The following is a 19,191-nucleotide window of genomic DNA, read 5'->3' on the forward strand; positions in this document are numbered from 1 at the left end:
CTGAGCCATCGGGAAACGGCCCACAGTCACTACCTAACCGGAAACCTTTGCAAAGTTTTGGGATGCAAAACCTCTGACGAGTATTCAAATAGGCACTAGAAGTAACCGTTGCAACAGGCTACCAATGCTTGGGTATTCTACGGTAGTAGCCGGAAATTGCCCACAAAGGCGATACTGCAAATGCGGTCTCGCTGCAACTCCTACCTCTTACTCTAACTTCTGCTGATGGCTGATACGCGCAAACTTGTTCTGATGATTCAGCCGATGAGCCGCCAAGGAGCGCTTTGGCAGGCAATTTTGCGATCCCAGGGTATTGCAGTAATTTGGGAGCATCCAGATGTTAATTTGTCGGACAGCTTCAAGCATTTGAAATCAGCTAAAGTAGCGCTGCCCGATTTGCTGTTGATCGATACTCGCATTCAAACCCTCAATGCCTATTCGGTCTGTCGCTGGTGTCGGGACCACTATCCAGAGGTGCAGGTTGTATTAGTTAATGGGGCACAAAAGGAAATTACGCCGTCGGAACGAGAATGGGCCATTTTTCAAGGCGCTTCCGATCTGTTGCCTCGATTTCAGCGAGATCGGCTAGTTAGCGGCGCAGTAGCCCGCGTCAAGCGCTTGTTGGAACTACTAGGTCATTCCCATCTCGACAGCGGAGCCTTAGTCAATGCCTTGATTGGCGCAAGCCGAGAGCAGCGCTCTCCAGACGGTGCGGAGCACTATCGCAAGGATAGCCATAAGCAGATTATGGACCTTTAATGGCGAACAGCTGGCAACACTGAGGCTAGGCTTTGGGATAGCAAGCCTTCATCATCCTTGAATCTGCTCTGTCAATGCTTTGGCAACGCCCACCGATAAAACTGCGTGCAGCTTCACAACTGAGCCGATCACAGCAATAGCAGGAGCTTTAAAGCCAACGGCTTCCATCTGCTGCCCAATCGTGGCTAAAGTGCCAATTAGCTCTTCCTGTTCAGGTCTAGTGCCCCAGCGCACTAAGGCTATTGGTGTTTCTGGCGATAACCCAGCCAGACAAAGCTGCTCCACAATATGGGACAGGTTATGAATGCCCATATAGACCACAATCGTTTCAGAACTGTGGGCGATAGCCTGCCAGTTGACGGCGGGACGGTATTTCCCAGCCGATTCATGGCCTGTCACGAAGGTGACAGAAGAACTGTGACTGCGGTGGGTCAGCGGAATACCGGCGTAAGCTGGAGCCGCAATCCCTGAGGTGATGCCTGGTACAACTTCCACTGGCACACCCGCCTGAATCAGATCTTCCATTTCTTCGCCGCCTCGGCCAAACACAAACGGATCGCCACCCTTGAGCCGCACCACAACAGCATGGGTCTGGACTTTTTCAATCAATAGTTGGGTGATTTCTTCCTGATGCAGAGAATGGCGTCCGCGACGCTTACCGGCGTTAATTTGCTCTGCTTGCGGATTAATCATTGCCAGAATGGGTGAGCTAACTAAGGCATCGTAGATCACCACATCAGCGCATTCCAGCAAGGTTTTTCCCTTCAGGGTGATCAAGCCTGGATCGCCGGGGCCAGCCCCAATCAAATAAACTTTTCCCAAATTTTGCGGCATGGAATAGAGGATGTAAGCGTTGACTCAGATACTAGATAAGACGACATACAGCCTTTTTCAGGCTAGTGAAGTCCGAAAAACGGGGTGCAGGGGCACTACCCCTGCGTGAGGGCGAAGCCCCCACGCCCCCCATACCTCACATGAGTGAAAAACGCTGTAGGACTACATAAGCGGTTTGAGCTAATTGAACCAACTTGAACCAACCCGATGACCTAATTCGTTGAAGAACAAAATTCGTTGAAGAACAAGAAGTAGAGAACTGGTGGACAACAGCTTGCTGCCATTTCAAGATGAATGAACCATCGGATTCCAGTCGTATTAAACGCTGCGACTTTAACTTATCTTAATGTTTGCCGGTCCAGCTTAGAACGAAATTGTTCCAACTGAGCTTGAGCCGCTGTCTGCAAACATCAATCACGCCAATCACGCCAATCACAGCAGTCACAGCAATAGATGCACAATCTGATCGGCTAGTTTAGGCGTGGCACTAATCGGATGGGCTAGTTGCACTTGGGCATAGGGGAACTGCTGGCTCAGCTGGTCAACTCGGTCTCGTAGAGCGTCGGTAATGCCTCCTTCAAACAGGAAATAGGGCAAGATCATAATCTGCCGGTAGCCTCGTTGAATTAGCTCACTCACCTGAGCCTCTAAACCCGGATCCACCGACCAGTAGGCCGGAACCGCCCCAATCTGACCAGCAATCGCTTCTACTAACTGCTGGCTCTCAGGTCGTCTGCTGCCGTGGGCTAGCAGAATTTTGCCCGATTGGGGAGGAGCCGTAGCCCATTCCACTGAATCAAGCCAAAGTTGCCATAGCTTTGCCTCCCTACCCAAATACGGACCCAGCTTCAGGAGTATGTGGTTGCCTAGCTGCTGCTGCGCCATTGCTACCTCGGCTGGAATGTCCTCCGTTACATGGACACCCGGCAGCAAAAATAGAGGCAGGATGTAGACGGTTTCGTAACCGGCGCTCAAAGCCTGTTCAGCGAATTGTTGAATCTGCTGGTGCAGCGGCAGCGGCGCTAATTCCAAAACGGCTGTCCCTACAAGCGGCGGGCGGGAATAACTGTCTATGCGTTCCCAATTTGGCTCTTGTCTCCACACCTCTCGTCCTATTGCTAGAGACTGTCCTTGTCGTTGCCGTCTTGCTTGTAGGCGTTGTCGCACTAGCTCAGCTAGATGCTCTAGGGCAATTTCGGGCCGGGGATCGCGACTGCCGTGGGAAACTAGCAAATAGGCAGAGGAAAAATGCAAGAGAGCCTCCAAGTCCGAGTGAACCAATTGAGTCAACGATTTGAGTCGACAATTTGAGTCAGTACTTTGAGTCAGTACTTTGAGTTAACGATTCGAATAAACCAACCTGAACAAATAGACTCCAGATGCCAAAGGACGAGCATCCAGAGCCTAGCATTTAGATTATGTTCCCAGTCTATGCGGAATGGTCAGCTTCGGGCATTAATTGCCGTTGCTAGTACCAACAAAGGCAAGAGTCAGGCTGTCGTGAGCCAGGAAATGATCGAGGTGGAACGCCCGATCTTCGGTTTCTAGAAGAATTTTCTCATATAGGTAGCGAGTAGCCCGGTCCCCCAGACTTTCTGCTTGGCTGGCTTGCCGACGGATTACCTGAATAATCGCCTGCTCGGCTTGTAGATCGTGCTCTACCATTTGGCGGCAGGAGTAGATGCCATCGGTTTCGGGGGTGAAGCAGCACAGCTCTGCCAACTTGCTGAAGCTGGCCGCAGGAACACCACCCAAGCCGTTCAACCGCTCACCAATTTCATGGACATGTCCTTGCACTTCTTCATAGCTATCGTTGAAGAATTCATGCAATGAGTAAAATTCTGAACCTTCGACAACGAAATGATGCTTTTGATACTGCAAATACAACGCCTGGAAACTGGCTAGCGCGACATTCAATCCTTCGCAAATTGGAGTTGTAACGCTTAATTCCAGCATCACTGGATTGTCGCGCATCTGATCAAATGGCTGCAAAAGCATTCCAGTGGTAGACATAGTGTTCTCCTCTCAGTGCAGGTGGGAGTATCCCAACTTAAATAGTCATTATCAAAATGCCTTGAGGCAAGCATTTTGGGTGGATTTACTCCTTACTGTATCGACGTTATATCAACCCGTCAACTACTCTCTATTGAGTTAGTAGAAGTAATTCTCAATATACCTAAAATCTATCTAAAAATTTCTTTTGGTTTGCTTCAGGATGTTGAGAATTAATACTCGATTTGCCGAATATCTTTATCAACTGTTTCGTGCATTAATTATCAATAAAACGAATCACACAACTTCTCAAAACTAGAAGAGAATTAGGCTCAAGAGAAATTGGTTAAAAGGCCGTGCAAATGGCATAGAAATCAGGACGATTCCCAGCACTTAGCGCTCCGCTCCCGATCAAATTATGCCGGTTTAGATGAAAATTTCTGTAGCGTATAGAGCTAGTAGCTGGTTGGCTGGCCAATTGTTCGCTTCGGGCAGCATTGAGAGTTTTGTTAATAGTTCCTTGTTGATCCCGTGATTTCTTAAAATAAACCATAGGGAGAGGAAACACTTGCTCCTCTTTGTTGATGTCCCAGAGCCAACCTATTGAAGGGCGCGTTTTTATGCCGACAACCGTTGCTGATGTAATGAGCCGCAATCCAATTGTGGTCCACCCGGAGGATTCCCTGAGCGAAGCCGTCAAAACCCTAGCGGAACGGCGAATCAGTGGCTTGCCCGTTGTGGATCAGAGCGGCAACCTCGTTGGCGTTATTTCTGAAAGCGATTTGATGTGGCAAGAAGCAGGGATGACTCCACCAGCCTACATCATGATTTTAGATAGTGTGATTTACCTGGAAAATCCAGCAAAATACGAACGAGATTTGCACAAAGCCCTAGGGCAGACCGTCGGAGAGGTGATGACGAAAAAGGAACTAGTCACTGTTGCGCCGGAAACTCCTATTCGTAAAGCGGCACAGCTGATGCATGATCGCAAGGTTCACCGATTGCTGGTAGTTGATGCGGCTGGCCACCTGATTGGTGTACTCACCCGAGGCGACATCGTCCGCTTCATGGCTTCCCATGCCAATGAAGATGAATAGATCCTTGTCCCTCGGCTTTAACCTCCCAGCTTTAACCTACGTTTCAATCCACTACATTTAAGCCATTTCTTAAAAATGAGTACAACACCTGAGTCAATTCGGAAATTGCTGCAATCTGAGAACTTTGCCGATCGCCTCAGTGCAATCAATCAATTGCGGCAGATTGATCCAGCGATTGCATTCGAGCTAATTCAATCTGTGCTAGCTGATCCCAGTGTGCGGGTTCGATACGCCGCTGTTAGTCAAATTTCGACTTTGGGGCGGCAAAACCTGCAAGTCGCCCTTGAAGTATTGCGCCGTGCCTTGCTCGAAGATCCAGAACCTGATGTACAAGCCGCTGCTGCCGACTCTCTGGGTGCCCTGAAGCTGACGGATGCCTTTGAGGAAATGCAGAACCTCTATCACCAGACGCAGGAATGGTTGGTGAAATTTAGTATTGTGGCAGCGCTCGGAGAGCTGGGTGATCCCAGAGGATTTGAGTTGCTGAAGCAAGCACTGGAATCAGATAACGAATTGGTGAAAACGGCAGCAATTGGAGCATTAGGAGAGCTAAGCGACGAACGTGCTATCCCCCTGCTACTGCCCTATGCCACCGATCCGGACTGGCAAGTGCGCCACCGAGTCGTTCAGGCGATGAGCCACTTCAGCACGCCTGAGGCCCGCACTGTACTAGAACAGTTGAGTCAAGATGCCTATGAACCAGTGGCGCAGGAAGCTCAGCTCTATCTGAAATCCTATTGAATCCATTGGAATTTACTGTGGTGGATTCATCGCTTTTTTGTATTCCAAGATGAGACGTAAAGCAGCGATTAAGTTTCGTTGCTGGAGCTGACACCAAGCCAAGACCCTTAGTAAATTTAGCTACATGGGTCTTCGGACTTCGTTCTGCTAATAAGGCGTTTCTAGCCCAGAAATTCCGTGGCATTGCGTATGGAGATCAACATAGACGTTGGCTATGATGCCAGTATCTGTAACAAAAAGTTGAAGCTCCAGCAAGGTAATTGCGATGCTCATACACCCCATCGAGTTTCGCAGGATTAGGACGCTTATCAAGCGTTTTGACCAGTCAGTTCATTGCTCTCCCCCTTCCAAGGCGTGTGGATTGACTCATACGTAAAGTCAATGCTTAGAAGCTCTCTGAAGGGCCTCGGATGTCTCCAAGATATCTTCAAGCTATCTCCAAGTTGCTTGGAGTCTCTAATTCTGACCATTTCTGTATTTTTTACCAGCAAAAAAGTTTATGAATCTCAAGCGAAACTTAGCGTGCGTTGGTCTTGCAGCAGGAGCAACTTTTAGCGTTGCCGCTCCATCCTTGGCAGGCACTTTGACCCCTTCTCGATTGGGTTTAGATACCCTGAATGCGCCACCCAAAAATCAGGTCGTGTCTGGTTCGGCTCACTTGAAGGATTTTCCCTATTTCGCCAGGGAATTCTCGTTCAAGAAAGACACTGTTGTTCGGTTCAGCGTCCTTAACCCGACAGGATTGGGCAGTCGAGGCAGAGCACAGTCCAACTTTGGTTTTCTCACCAACCCAGTAAACGGCGTGGGTGCTTTCACCTCCATCTTCTCGGAAGACAAAGCCTACGATCAGGTCGGCAACACCAGCTATGAGCGACAAGGCGGCAGAGTTGATGATTGGCTCGGAACCTGCGGCAATGCCATTGGAGGTACTTGTGTGCGCTCAGTGCTTTTCAAGGCGAACACGATCTATCAACTGGCGCTCAATCCATCCCAGAAGGCTGTGCATTTTGGTGTAGGCGCACTCGATACCTTCACCTTCAATCGGCTCTCGGATGAGCAGTATCCCAAGTCAACCCAAACAGTTACAGTTTCCAAGCCGGGAACCCTATTCATTGGTATGGAGGATGGCTTATACGCCAATTCTAGAACCAGTGACCGCAACGACTACTACTACGATTATCAAGATTGGGTTGTTTCTGCCGATGTACCCGAACCGGCCACTTTAGCTGGCTTAGGCATGGTTGCAGGCGGAATGCTGCTGGCCCGTCGTCGGAAGGCGGCTGCTTCTGCCTAGGGCTGAGTTCCTCATGTTCAAATCGTCACTCTAGTTCTCTCATCAATTAAGCCCTCCAGTTGGAGGGTTTTTTTTGCTGATTGTTCGGGCTATCAAACTGATGTAGTCTCGGATTCGAGGGCTGCAATGGTTGAGTCGAGTTGGGATCGGCAGGCGCAGAACTAGGAGGGCATAAAAGTCAGGCAACGCTGGATCGATCTAGCGTGTATCTTTAACAAGAAACCCGTAGAAATGGTAGCCGATGACGAAACAGCCTCGTGGTTCATCTCGCTCCGGGCCTTCGGTGGCACAGCAGCTCCAGCAGATTGCGCAGCTTGGGCAAACTGGCAATCTCACTAAGGCCGCAACCCAATGTCAGAAATTCTTGCAGCGCTATCCGGATCAGGCTGAGGCATGGCACCTGCTGAGTCTGATTTGTTTGCAGCGGGGACAGGTAGAGTCAGCCCTGTCTCACATTCAGCGAGCCATTGACCTCGATCCGAACCGGGCCGAATTTCATAGCCATGCAGGGGTTGTTCAGTGTAGTTTGGGAAATTTAGCGGCGGGAATTGCGTGCTACCAGCGGGCCTTATCCCTACAGCCAAGCAGCCATACCCGCTTCAATTTAGGGCTAGCATTCCAGAAGTTGGGACAGCTAGAAGCTGCGGAACAGACCTACCGAACGCTAGTGGCCGATCAACCCAACTACAGTGCTGCTTATCAACAGCTCGGCAACATTCAGCAGCAGCGGCAGCAATTTCTCAGTGCCATTCACTACTATCAGCAAGCGCTCCAACACCAGCCGCAGGTAGCCGCAACTTGGTGTAATTTGGCAGTTGCATTTCAGACCATGGGGGATATTTCTCAGGCACAAACCGCGTTTCAGCGAGCGCTTCAGCTCAAACCCGATTATATAGAAGCTTTAAACGGCTTGGGGGCTATATACGAAAAGCAGGAACTGGCGACGCAGGCTATCCAGCACTATCAGCAGGCGTTGGCGCTTCAGCCTGACTACATTCCTGCCCTCACCAATCTGGGAAATATTCAGCTTCGCCTAGAGCAGTTTCCTGAAGCCGCAGCAACCTACCGGCAAATTTTGCAGTTGCAGCCTAATCACCTGCAAGTTCTAGACCAATCGCTCAAGCTGATGCTGGCAACGGGTGACTGGACGAACTTAGCCGATTCGTTCGCCCGATTGCAGCAGGGATTTCAAACTCAATCCCGCTCCGATCTGACAGCTCCTCTCTCGCCGCTGAACAGTTTGTTTCTACCCTTCTCAGCCAGCGAGCAACAGGCCATCGCTCAGGATTATGCCGCAGCAATTGAACGCCGTATGGCCGGATTGCAGCAACAGTTGGCCGCAGCAGGACGCGATACGAATCAATCGGATCAACGCAGAATCAGTCAAACATCGCGTATTCGGTTAGGCTACGTGTCTGGAGACTTGCGCTATCACGCAGTTGGGCAACTCATTCTGCGCTTATTTGAGCTACATGACCGGCAGCAGTTTGAAGTGTTTGCCTATTCTCTAGGACCCGATGACCAGAGCCGCGAGCGGCAAACGCTGATGCAGAGCTGCAATTGCTTTCGAGATGTGCAGGGCCAGACTCCGGTTGAAATCGCTCGCTTGGTGATGCAGGACCAAATTGATATCTTGATCGATCTAGCCGGTTATACCAACTACGCTTGTCCAGAGCTGTTCGCCCTACGCCCCGCTCCACTCCAGGTCAACTATTTGGGTTACCCAGGCACCTTGGGTAGTCGGTATATGGACTACATCATCACCGATGCTGTCATTACTCCACCCGAACTAGCAACCACCCTGACCGAAGCCCGCCTTTACTTACCGCACACCTATCAAATCAACTGCTACCCCTATCCCGATAGCGACCCTACTATCTTCAGCAATTTGCCCAAACAGCAGCACGGCCTGCCTACGGATGCATTTGTGTTCTGCTGCTTCAACAAAAGCCAAAAAATTGAACCAACGATTTTTGCAGTCTGGATGCGAATTCTACAGCAAGTACCCCAGAGCGTGCTGTGGCTGCTCAGCGATCGACCTGCAACCGAACAAAATCTGCGGACACAGGCAGCTACTCATGGCATCGACCCAACCCGCCTGATTTTTGCACCCCGTGTAACTAAAGCTGCCCACCTCCAGCGTCACGTCCATGCCGATCTGTTCCTCGATACGCTTTACTACAATGCCCACGTCACAGCAAGTGACGCCCTTTGGGCTGGAACTCCTCTGATTACCGTCTTGGGAAACACCTTTGCTGCTCGTGTCGCAGCCAGCCTGCTAACCGCAGCAGGGTTGCCAGAGCTGATTACCGCCAACCTATCCGAGTATGAACAGCTTGCCCTGCACCTAGCGACCCATCCCACTGAATTGGAATTGCTCAAGCAGCGCCTGCTCCAAGATCGGCCTGCTTCTCCTCTATTCGACACGGCCCAAACAGTGCAACATCTAGAGGCTGGGTATCAGATGATTTGGCAGCGCTATCAGGCTGGATTACCGGCGGAGTCGTTGTCAGTTTTGTTGGAGGCAGGAGCTAGGAGCCAGAAGTCAGGCTTCCCAGAGCGTCAGCCGACGGGAGTCAGAAGTCAGGAGCCAGAAGTTAGGAGCCAGAAGTCAGTTTTCAAAACCTACTCCCCCACCTCCCTCGTTCGGCGAGACTCACGAGCCGCCACCTCCCTCAATCTCTCCAGCGAAACTATCACCTGCACTGCAGATACAGGCTTTCTCAGTTGGTTAAGTCAGGCAAATGGATCGTTGCTGATCACAACCTATCAGGCGGGTAGGGTGTTGCTGGTGGGCTGGAATGGGCAACAGGTGACGCTGCTAGCACGGCAGTTTACCAAACCAATGGGGGTGGCGGTAGCAGGCAATCGTTTGGCGCTATCGACACAGCATGAGTTGATGATGTTCGCGAATGCTCGCCCTCTAGCCTATTCCTATCTTGAAGATCAGCCAGGTCGATATGATGCGCTTTACCTGCCGCGTACCAGTTACTTCACAGGCGATTTGCATACCCACGATCTCGCCTTTGATACAGATGGGCTGTGGTTGGTGAATACACGCTTTAGCTGTCTTGCCAGCTTGAGTCTGGATTTTAGCTTTGTGCCGCGTTGGTATCCGCCCTTTATCTCCGAAATTGCTCCTGAAGATCGCTGTCATTTGAATGGTTTAGCAATGGTGGCAGGCCGACCCAAATATGTCACGGCCTTGGGTGAATCGGATAAAGTGGGTGGCTGGCGGGCCACGAAGGCAACGGGCGGCATTGTGATCGATGTGGAAACCGACGAGATTGTTTTGCGTGGGTTGTCGATGCCGCATTCACCTCGCTGGTATCAAGAGCGGCTGTGGTTGCTGAACTCTGGTACGGGTGAATTGTGGCGTGTGGATCCGGCCACCTGGGAACCAGAAGTAGTCTGTGCCTTACCTGGATTTGGGCGGGGTTTAGCGCTGGTTGGCGATTATGCCTTGGTGGGTCTGTCGCAAATGCGCGAGCACCACATTTTTGGAGAACTGCCGCTGCAAACACGCTTTGAGCATCTGATCTGTGGTGTTGCGGTGGTTGACCTGCAGAAAGGAGCGCCGATTGGCTGGCTAGAATTTCCGACCGGCTGTCGAGAATTGTACGATCTGAAATTTCTGCCCGGTATTCTGCGTCCCAATTTGTTAAACGGCCAGAATGACGCAATTCGAGCTGCCTTTACTGCTCCTGAGTTGGCCTATTGGCTGCGTCCATCAGCCTTGATAGCTGAACAGTAATGCCGGGTGGTCATGGTGGAAGATCAAATCCGGTTGATCAGCCAGAGTTCGCGTAGAGGCGTTTCGGCGAAACGCCCGTACAACGCGGCATTTAAATTTAGGGCGTTTGGTCGGATTTGATAGAAGTAATGGTGCCAGAGGTAATGGTGCCAAGGTAATGGTGCCAGAAATGCTATGTATAGAACTGACGATGGAATCTGCTCATGCTACAAAAGCAACAAATCACGTTCAAACTCAATCAAACTGGCTATCATGCTGCTTACTGGGAGGCTGGAACCGGCCAGCCAATTGTGTTTCTCCACGGCTTTATGGGACGAAGCGAGTGCTGGCAAGCGTTGGTGTCTCACCTCCAGCCTCACTACCGCTGCATTTGTTTAGATCAGCTAGGATTTGGTGACTCCTCGAAGCCAATGATTCGCTACGACATTGCGAAACTGGTTGAGTTTGTGCGGGCGTTTGTGAAGGAACTGGCCATCTCATCATTTGTTTTGGTTGGGCATTCCCTTGGCGGTTGGGTGGCAGCGGCCTATGCACTGGCTTATCCGGAGGATGTAAAAGCGCTGATTCTTGCGGCTCCGGCAGGTATTCGCGACGATAGTTTTTGTGGGCGATATGATCATTTGCGTCCGTTGCTGTGGCAAACGCCACTGATCGATTGGGTATTGGAATTGCTGCGTCCTCTAGCCGCCCTGACCAAACAGCAGGACTCGCTGAATCAGATTCGTTGGATTCGGCGCGAACTCAATAACCAACCGGCTCCTCGCTCGTTTTTGCTTGATCGCCTACGCCCGGAAGATGCAATTGATACCGTTGAAAAAGAAATTTATCAGCTCAAATTGCCCACCTTAGTGATTACAGGCGAGCAGGATGAGACAATTCCGCTGTGGCATTCCCAAACCTACACATCCGAAATTGCCGATGCCAAGCTTGTAGTTATTCCCAACGCCGATCACGCATTACCGCAGCGCTATGCGGTTGAAATGGCCGAAATCATGCTGCCGTTTTTGCGGCGAAGTTAGCTCAGAAATTCCGTTCAGTTTTGAGTAGGTTATCACGGAATCGGTAGCTGGCTCACTTGGTGCATCTCCAGTCTAGCGTTTCAATCTAGCTGGGTTTCCTGAACGGTTTTTCTAGAGAGCCATACGGCTAGCTTGAGTTTTGGGAACTTTAGATTCAACGTCCCCTGCCAAGGAGATCACAATGAAGCATTTTGCGATTTTGATTTCGCTCCTGCGCGATCGCAAACAGTTTTTTGACGAAATTGGCCGCAACTACAAGACCGAGAAAAAAATTGGTTCTCTGCTAATTTCTAGCTCAGTGTTTCTAGCCATATATGGGGCAATTATTGGTGCGTCTAGCAGTTGGCTGCAAATGTTAGCTTCTGCAATCAAACTACCAGCGCTCTACCTGATCACGCTAACGATTTGTCTACCCACGCTTTATTTTTTTGATATTTTGTTCGGCTCGGCGCTGACGTTTGGCCAGTATGCAGTTCTAGTTCTAATCAGCATCTCGGTTATTAGCGTTTTACTATTCAGCTTTGCGCCAATTACATTGTTCTTTCTAATCTCAGTACATGATTATAATTTCTTTCTATTGCTAAACGTAGTAATTTTTGCGTTCACAGGCTTCATGGGCGTAAAGTTTCTCTACCGAGCGATGCAAATGATTGATCAAATCGACCGAGTCGAAGGAATTGATCCAATTGAACAACCAGCATTTTCTAACGTGAAAGCGGCTCCCGAACTGGACGGAGAACCATATCGGAAAGACTTTCTTCCAATCGATGAGTTAACCGTTGCAGAGAAACAGCTTGCACTATCGTCCAATAATCAGGCTAGTAATCAAGTAACTCGCAAACGTTTGCTGCAATTTTGGCTGGTGTTGTATGCCTTAGTTGGCAGTCAACTCGGCTGGACCCTCCGTCCCTTCTTTGGTGCTCCAGGAGAGCCGTTCCAACTATTTCGCAACATTGAAGGTAACTTTTATTCCCAAGTATTTCGGTCCTTGTTTACGTTGCTGGGATGGAATTAGTGAAAGAGATGGCAAACATGGTTGGCAAATTGGGATCAGCGGGTGAACAGTGGATGAAATGCAGTCTGGTTTAGAGGATTTGAGAATTACCCCCCACCAGTTGGAGAAACTGACTGGTATGGAAATCAGTGATGCCTTTATGGGCAGAGCGTATCGTCCCACCATATTTCGCTCATTTCATCAGCTATTGCCGTTTCTAATCACAGAAGCGCTTACATTTGGTTTAATTCTGGTGTTCTGTTTGCCGATTGGTCTAGTGATTGCCCGTGGTTTTGGTCTGTTATCGGGTGATGCTAGCAATACGATAACTTTCTTGCTGGTCATGCTCAGTTTTTCGGGCTTGCTGTTTGCCGGTTGGAATGTCTACATGTGGTGGCAAGGGAAAAAACTGAGAACACTGGCACACTTACTCGATCAAGTTGATAAACACAATCAAATTATTGAAGCAGTGCGGATCATGGATGAGCTGAGAGCCGTGCGGCCAACAATGCAATTGCTCGATCGCACGGAAGTCCTAGAGGCACTGGCGGCAACCCGTGAAACTCTAATCAATGCCCTGCTGACCGAAAAAATTCTGCGTAAACATCAGTCCTTTATTGCCCGCCGTCAGGAACTCTTTGTAACGATTGAGACCAACCTGGCAACTCTGCAAACCCTACAAATTGACGCTCAAGCCAGCGAATATGGACAGCTTCTGAATCAGGCGCTACAAATCGGTTTAAGCCTGCGCCATGAAATTGACCAGTGGTACGAACACTAGGCTATGTGCATAATTCACGCTCTTCTCTTCTTGTCGCATCCACTCAATGACGCAAAGTGCTCCTGATTGCTCTTTCTGGGTGTAATGTTGATATAACATCAGAGGTTTATTCAAGCAAAATGGAGCAGTAGGAATGGTATGGCCTATCGCAAGCGAACAGTACCAGCAATAGCAAAAAGTCAGAGTTTTAGAGAAGCGATATTTGAAGCTGTATTCAACGAATCTACTGATGCGATTTTTCTGGTTGATACTGAAACAGGACTGACGGTTGACTGTAACGAGCGAGCTGTAGAGCTGTTTGAAGCCAATAGTAAAGAAGAGCTACTCGGGATTGAAGAAAAAAGATTACAGAAACGATACTTTAACAGCGAAGAACTCAAGATAATTTCTCTCACTCTTCGTAAACAAGGTTTTTGGTCTGGGGAAGTTGAGTGTGCAACAAAAACAGGAAAACCATTTTGGGGAAATCTAGCAATTAGGCCAATCCAGAGTGCAGATAAGGCCATACATTGGGTGCAAATTGCAGATGTTAGCAAGCGCAAGCGAGCAGAAACACTGCTACAGCAAACCTACGATCAACTAGAACAACAAAATCATCAACTGCAAGCAGTTAATCGAGAGCTGCAAAATGCCCTTGAGGAAATTTCGGTTGCAGAAGAAGAGTTGAGAATTCAAAATGAGGAGCTAGAACGCCTCCGTCATCTAGCTGAACAAGAGCGGCGACGTTACCAAGACCTATTTGATTTCGCCCCGGATGGCTATTTAGTAACTGATATATGTGGTTTGATTCAGGAAGCTAATCAGGCAATTGCTAATTTACTGGGGCGTCAGCGAACAAGGCTGATTGGCAAGCCTTTCGCAGTTTACATCGACCCAGCCGATCGGCAAGCGTTTAGAACTCTGCTGAATCAGTTGCAGCAACAATTCCCAACGCAAGCTTGCGAACTCAGACTGAAGCCGCTTACAACTGAACCTATTCCGGTCGCAATTACGGTCACCACCATTGCCGATTCTGCTGGGAAAATGAGTGGAATCCGTTGGTCTATTCGAGACGTTACTCAACGCAAACAGATTGAACTAGCCCTGCAGAGAGCAAAAGAAGAAGCAGAGATTGCAAATCAAGCCAAGAGCAGATTTTTGGCAAATATGAGCCATGAACTGCGGACTCCTCTCAATGCTATCCTTGGCTTTACGCAATTAATGGGCCATAATCCGCTGCTCAGTCAGGAACAGCAAGAGACGTTAGAAATTATCGAACGCAGCGGTGATCACCTTCTGAATTTAATTAACGATATTTTGGATCTATCAAAAATAGAAGCTGGTTACGTAAATTTAAATGAAACTGAGATTGATTTGCTATTTATGCTTCAGACAATCAGAGGCATGATCTCTCAAGAGGTTGTCAATAAAGGGTTAAAACTACTATTAGAAGTTGGCGCAAATGTTCCTAGAATCATAATGACTGATGAACAAAAACTGCGGCAGATTCTGATCAATATACTCACTAATGCAATTAAATTTACCCACAAAGGCGGGGTAATGCTACGGGTGTCAGTAGAATCTGATCCAGGCTTATTTTACTGTCAAGCAGCTGAGCAGATGAATCATCAAGAAGTAATCCTCAAGTTTGAAGTAGAAGACACGGGGATTGGCATTGCTTCGGAGGACCAGGAAAGGATTTTTGAAGCCTTTACTCAGACACAGGCTGGGAAACAAATCTCAGAGGGAGTAGGCTTGGGATTGGCAATTAGCCAGAGATTGGCCCGATTAATAGGCAGTCAGCTATCCGTTCGTAGCGCATTAGGCCAAGGCACTACATTCAGTTTTCATCTACCGGTTTTTGCCGTCACAGAAACAAGCCATTTTACGGCTGACTTTCATGACTCCGACGTTGAACCGGTTGAATCCGCTGACCAGCAGGCCGTTGACTTAAAGGTCATGGTGAAAGCCATGCCAACCGCCTGGATAGTTGCCCTCTATCAAGCGGCTTCTTCATGCGATGATGAAGTGATTGAGCAACTGATTCAGCAGATTCCAGCAGAGCATTACTCACTGATTACCGAGTTGGGCCGTCTGAACCATGACTACCGTTACGATGTACTCATGCAGCTTAGTCAGCCCAGCAATTAAGGTAATTCAACTTAATTAAAACCAAGATCAGGGTGTTGTCGCCCGAAGGGCGGCGACAACACCCTTTGGGTTTCATGTTTAATTATGTTGTTCTACTTAATCGCTCATAGCATGCTGATAACGAAGAGAGTGTTGGCAACCAACGGTAAACATTTCAAACTATTTTTTCAATTCAGCTGACGGGAACCGCAACTTGCTATACTTGCTCCATCCTGATTAGGTTTCCTTACTCACAGCAAATTTAAATTCCATGCGGATCAATGCCAGTGTTTTCCTGCCCTTTCCCCGTGCGCTCGTGTATGCTACCTACCGAGACAAGTTGCTTGAACTGGTGCCGCAGATGCCGAATGTCAAAAGCGTGGCGCTAAAATCTCGCCAGGAGCAGGGTAGCACTGTGCAGCAAGTGTTTGAGTGGCGGGGCAAGAGCGATATCCCTGGGCTGCTGAAGCCATTTGTCAGCGAAGATTTGCTCACCTGGACTGACTTTGCAACCTGGAAGGAAGCTGAATTTACGACCGACTGGAAAATTCAGCCCCATGCCTTCGGGGAAGCGATTCGTTGGGCTGGAATCGATCGGTTCCTGGAAGAAAGCAACGGTACCCGGATTGAAAGTCGAGGGGAACTAACGATTGATCCGCATCGACTCAAAAGTGTGCCCAGTTTCCTTGCCGGTCAGGTAAGCCACTTGGCAGAAGACATTCTGGCAAAGCAAGCAGAGCCAAACTTTATTGAATTGAGCCGATTGGTACAGGCCCATTTAGAGAAGCAGCATTCCTAGCTGTAGCTAATGGGCAGCTCAATCCGAAACTCCGTGCCTTGACCGGGTTGGGAATGGCATTGTAGGGTTCCTCCGTGCTTTTCGGTGATCACCTGATAGCTGATTGCAAGCCCTAACCCGGTGCCGCGCCCTACTGGCTTTGTGGTGAAAAATGGATCAAAGATGCGAGACTGCACCGTCTCTGGAATTCCCGCTCCATTATCTGAAATGCTGATCATCACGCATTTTTGACCGGAGGCATTGTGGATTAGAGCTGTTCGGATCTTGATCCAGCTTGGTTGGTGCTGCATGGCTTCGGGTGTCCGCTTTTCGTCACGACTTTCAAGTGCATCAATTGCGTTGCTCAAGATATTCATAAATACTTGATTCAACTGTCCGGCATAGCATTCAATTAGCGGTAACTCAGAATAGTCTTTGATGATATCAATACCTGGCGATCTGCCGTTGGCTTTTAAGCGGTGTTGCAGAATCAGCAAGGTGCTGTCAATTCCTTCGTGCAGGTCAACTGGCTTGCGCTCTGCCTGATCAAGCCGCGAGAAATTGCGCAGCGATTGAACAATCTGCCGAATTCGATCGGCACCAATTTTCATTGAAGTAAGAATTTTTGAGAAATCGGTTGTTAAAAAGTCAAAATCAATTGCTTCTAACGCTGCCTGAATTTCTGGATGCTGCTCTGGATAGTGCAGCTGGTAGAGGGCAATCACACGCAGTAGTGACTCTGCATAGGTTTGAGCGTAATCCAGGTTGCCATAGATAAAATTGACTGGATTGTTGATCTCGTGGGCAATTCCAGCAACAAGCTGCCCCAAGCTCGACATTTTTTCCGTTTGCACAAGCTGGCTTTGGGTGCTTTGTAGATCATGCAAGGCTTGGGCAAGTTGCTCGGCTTGCTGCTGAGTTTGGGTGAGTAGCTTCGCCTGCTGGAGCGCTACTCCCAACTGGGCCGCGATTTGCTGAGCAAACTCAATTTCTGAATCTGTCCATTGGTGCGGGTGTTCGCAGTGATGGATGCATAGCAGTCCCCAAAGATAATCGCTCTCCAGCAGGGGAATCACCAAACTAGCTTTGATTTGCAGTTTGTGCAGTGCTTGCATGTGGCAACTTGCTAGATTGGTGGCCTCTAGATCAGCAATTGCCTGCAGTTGGCCCTGGTGATAGTGCAACGCATGGTTTTGGCTAAAACAATAGTCTTGCACACGAAACCCGAGAACCGGCATGAACTCTGGCAGCACATCTTCAGCAATAAATTCCCCGATTTCCCAGTTCGAGTTTGGTTCAAAGCAAAAAATAGCCACTCGGTCCGCATTGAGGAGCTGACGCACCTCTCGCACAGTTGCCTGGAAAATAAAAGTCAGATCAAGCGAGGCGCGAATCTTGGCAACTACGCTGGCTAAGGCTTTTTGGCGATCGATCGCCTGTTGAAGCGTGGCCGTGCGTTCCTGGACCTGTCGCTCTAGGCCGGCGTTGAGTGATTGCACCTGGTGGTAGAGGTAGTACTGCTGCACCGCCATCGAGAAATGTTCGCCCAGGGCTTGCGCTAATTTCAAATCTGTTTCAGTCCAGGGCTGGGTTTGACCACCTTTGAGTTCTCGCCAGGCCAGGAAGGAGTCCCGCGGCATTGTTTGGCGACGATCAGGATCAAACTGACCGGCCCAGAGGGTTTCTGTTTCGATAGCCGGTCGAAAGACTGTTAAACAACCCAGGCATTGCTGGCCATAATGCAGCGGGATAACCAGTAGACCGCGAATGGAGGTGGCTTGGAATACAGAGGTTAAGGTGCGAAAAGCGGGTTCTTGATACAGATCCTTCACAGTCCAAGCGGTTTGGTCACTGTCGCCCTTGAGATAGGACTGCCACAAGTAATGCTGCTCAAGCGGTCGATTGCTATCTAGAAATGCCGGTTGCTCACCAATGGTGTAGACCTCTGGTGCATCGTTACCTTTAAGCAAATATAGACGACCGGCAGTTCCCTGCAGGACAGTCGTGGTTTCTGCTAACGCATGTTGGAGCTGGATTCTAGGATCGGCATGCAGTAACCTCGAAATCCGATTGACCTTAGCTTCGTGCTCGACTTGCTGCTGAATTTGCTTAACCAAGGTAGCCTGGGTGATGGCAATTTCTAATTGATTCACTACCGACTGAAGAAATTGCAGTTCGGCCTCTGTCACCGAGCGCGGTTTGACATTGTGAGAGACTAGCAAACCCCAGAGCTGTTCGGCTTGCAGAATTGGCACCACCACAGAAGACTGGACGCCCATTGCTCGCAAGTACTCAATGTGGCATGGATCGACCGGGCGATAGCGAATGTCAGAAGCGTGCTGTTCAGCGCAGCTCAAGCCAATCTGCTGGGTTTCCAAATTGACGATCGAGCGCTGTCGAGCAGTGAGAAATAGCTCGCGAGCCTGCGGTGGAATGTCATCAGCTGGAAAATGTAAGCCTAATAGCGAGGGCAAACGGTTTTGATGAATTGATTCAGCAATGACTTGTCCGTGACCATCGGAATAGAACTGGTAGATTTTGACCCGATCCGTATCCAAGAATAGGCGAACTTCGGTGGCAGTTGTGTTTAAAATCTCTTCTAGATTGAGGGATTGACGAATTTGAGATGTAATCCGGTGAAGTAGCCTATCTTGCTCCAGCGTTTGCTGCATTTGCCAACTCCAGGCGAAAAGAAACTTTAAGTCGTCTGAACCAAGTGCGCCTCAACCCTTTCCCATGATTCTCCAGCAAGACTTTGGGATAGAGAGTCCTTGGCAGCCTTCTGGTCAGAATTAATGCACCAGGAATTGCTCAGTTCATACAACTTACAACTTTTTTAGAGAGTTCCCCAAGAAAGCAAGCGTTTATCAGTAGCTGTCTTAAAGTTGACAAGACTTTGTTTAGGTTTGGAAGCAAACTCTAAGCTTATTTTTCGGTTCGGTTGAGAAAAGTTAAGGTCTTGGCAATAATTACATGGATGGAAGATGGAGCGGTAGATTTTAGTCAGGAGTCAGGAGTCAGGAGTCAGAATAAATTAAG

General features: G+C 49.1%; 14 protein-coding genes. 10 read left to right on the forward strand and 4 right to left on the reverse strand.

Translation table 11 applies throughout. The features are described from left to right. Positions 1 to 225 precede the first annotated feature (225 nt). Positions 226 to 759 carry a hypothetical protein gene (locus HJG54_RS26835; RefSeq protein WP_316432274.1) on the forward strand — a complete coding sequence of 178 codons (534 nt, stop codon included), beginning with the start codon at positions 226 to 228 and terminating at the stop codon, positions 757 to 759. 51 nt (positions 760 to 810) lie between these two features. On the opposite strand, the gene cobA is transcribed toward HJG54_RS26835, so the two are convergent. From cobA to HJG54_RS26850, 3 genes are all read right to left on the reverse strand, one after another. Then, positions 811 to 1,593 (reverse strand): uroporphyrinogen-III C-methyltransferase, encoded by a 783-nt coding sequence (gene cobA / locus HJG54_RS26840; RefSeq protein WP_316432275.1) that lies wholly within the window; start codon positions 1,591 to 1,593, stop codon positions 811 to 813. A 441-nt stretch (positions 1,594 to 2,034) separates the two neighbouring features. Then, entirely contained in the window at positions 2,035 to 2,847 is an 813-nt protein-coding gene (locus tag HJG54_RS26845) for a sirohydrochlorin chelatase (RefSeq protein ID WP_316432276.1), read from the reverse strand. A gap of 201 nt (positions 2,848 to 3,048) precedes the next feature. Further along, entirely contained in the window at positions 3,049 to 3,606 is a 558-nt protein-coding gene (locus tag HJG54_RS26850) for a Dps family protein (protein ID WP_316432277.1), read from the reverse strand. A gap of 599 nt (positions 3,607 to 4,205) precedes the next feature. On the opposite strand from HJG54_RS26850, the gene HJG54_RS26855 reads away from it, so the two are divergent. The 9 genes from HJG54_RS26855 to HJG54_RS26895 all read left to right on the forward strand — a co-directional run bounded on the left by HJG54_RS26855 (position 4,206) and on the right by HJG54_RS26895 (position 16,173). Beyond that, positions 4,206 to 4,682, forward strand: a complete 477-nt coding sequence (locus HJG54_RS26855) for a CBS domain-containing protein (RefSeq protein WP_051924930.1) — start codon at positions 4,206 to 4,208, stop codon at positions 4,680 to 4,682. Between the two features lie 75 nt (positions 4,683 to 4,757). Further along, a complete protein-coding gene (gene nblB / locus HJG54_RS26860; protein WP_316432278.1) occupies positions 4,758 to 5,423 on the forward strand; it encodes a phycobilisome degradation protein NblB in 666 nt (221 codons plus the stop codon). A gap of 499 nt (positions 5,424 to 5,922) precedes the next feature. Then, positions 5,923 to 6,717, forward strand: coding sequence for a PEP-CTERM sorting domain-containing protein (locus tag HJG54_RS26865; RefSeq protein WP_316432279.1), 795 nt, complete (start codon positions 5,923 to 5,925; stop codon positions 6,715 to 6,717). A 241-nt stretch (positions 6,718 to 6,958) separates the two neighbouring features. Next, positions 6,959 to 10,471 (forward strand): TIGR03032 family protein, encoded by a 3,513-nt coding sequence (locus HJG54_RS26870; protein WP_316432280.1) that lies wholly within the window; start codon positions 6,959 to 6,961, stop codon positions 10,469 to 10,471. Positions 10,472 to 10,674: 203 nt separating this feature from the next. Continuing rightward, positions 10,675 to 11,490 (forward strand): alpha/beta hydrolase, encoded by an 816-nt coding sequence (locus HJG54_RS26875; protein WP_316432281.1) that lies wholly within the window; start codon positions 10,675 to 10,677, stop codon positions 11,488 to 11,490. A 181-nt stretch (positions 11,491 to 11,671) separates the two neighbouring features. Then, entirely contained in the window at positions 11,672 to 12,505 is an 834-nt protein-coding gene (locus HJG54_RS26880) for a hypothetical protein (protein WP_316432282.1), read from the forward strand. 58 nt (positions 12,506 to 12,563) lie between these two features. Then, positions 12,564 to 13,265 carry a hypothetical protein gene (locus tag HJG54_RS26885; protein WP_316432284.1) on the forward strand — a complete coding sequence of 234 codons (702 nt, stop codon included), beginning with the start codon at positions 12,564 to 12,566 and terminating at the stop codon, positions 13,263 to 13,265. Between the two features lie 138 nt (positions 13,266 to 13,403). Continuing rightward, positions 13,404 to 15,395: a PAS domain S-box protein gene (locus tag HJG54_RS26890; RefSeq protein WP_316432285.1), complete on the forward strand. Its 1,992-nt coding sequence runs from the start codon at positions 13,404 to 13,406 to the stop codon at positions 15,393 to 15,395. A gap of 250 nt (positions 15,396 to 15,645) precedes the next feature. After that, positions 15,646 to 16,173 (forward strand): hypothetical protein, encoded by a 528-nt coding sequence (locus tag HJG54_RS26895; protein WP_316432286.1) that lies wholly within the window; start codon positions 15,646 to 15,648, stop codon positions 16,171 to 16,173. Here HJG54_RS26895 and HJG54_RS26900 read toward each other — a convergent pair. Continuing rightward, positions 16,170 to 18,824, reverse strand: a complete 2,655-nt coding sequence (locus HJG54_RS26900; RefSeq protein ID WP_316432287.1) for a GAF domain-containing protein — start codon at positions 18,822 to 18,824, stop codon at positions 16,170 to 16,172. The two genes, HJG54_RS26895 and HJG54_RS26900, sit on opposite strands and share 4 nt — an antisense overlap. Positions 18,825 to 19,191 lie beyond the last annotated feature (367 nt).

Source organism: Leptolyngbya sp. NK1-12 (assembly GCF_032598965.1).
Taxonomy (GTDB): domain Bacteria; phylum Cyanobacteriota; class Cyanobacteriia; order Elainellales; family Elainellaceae; genus Elainella.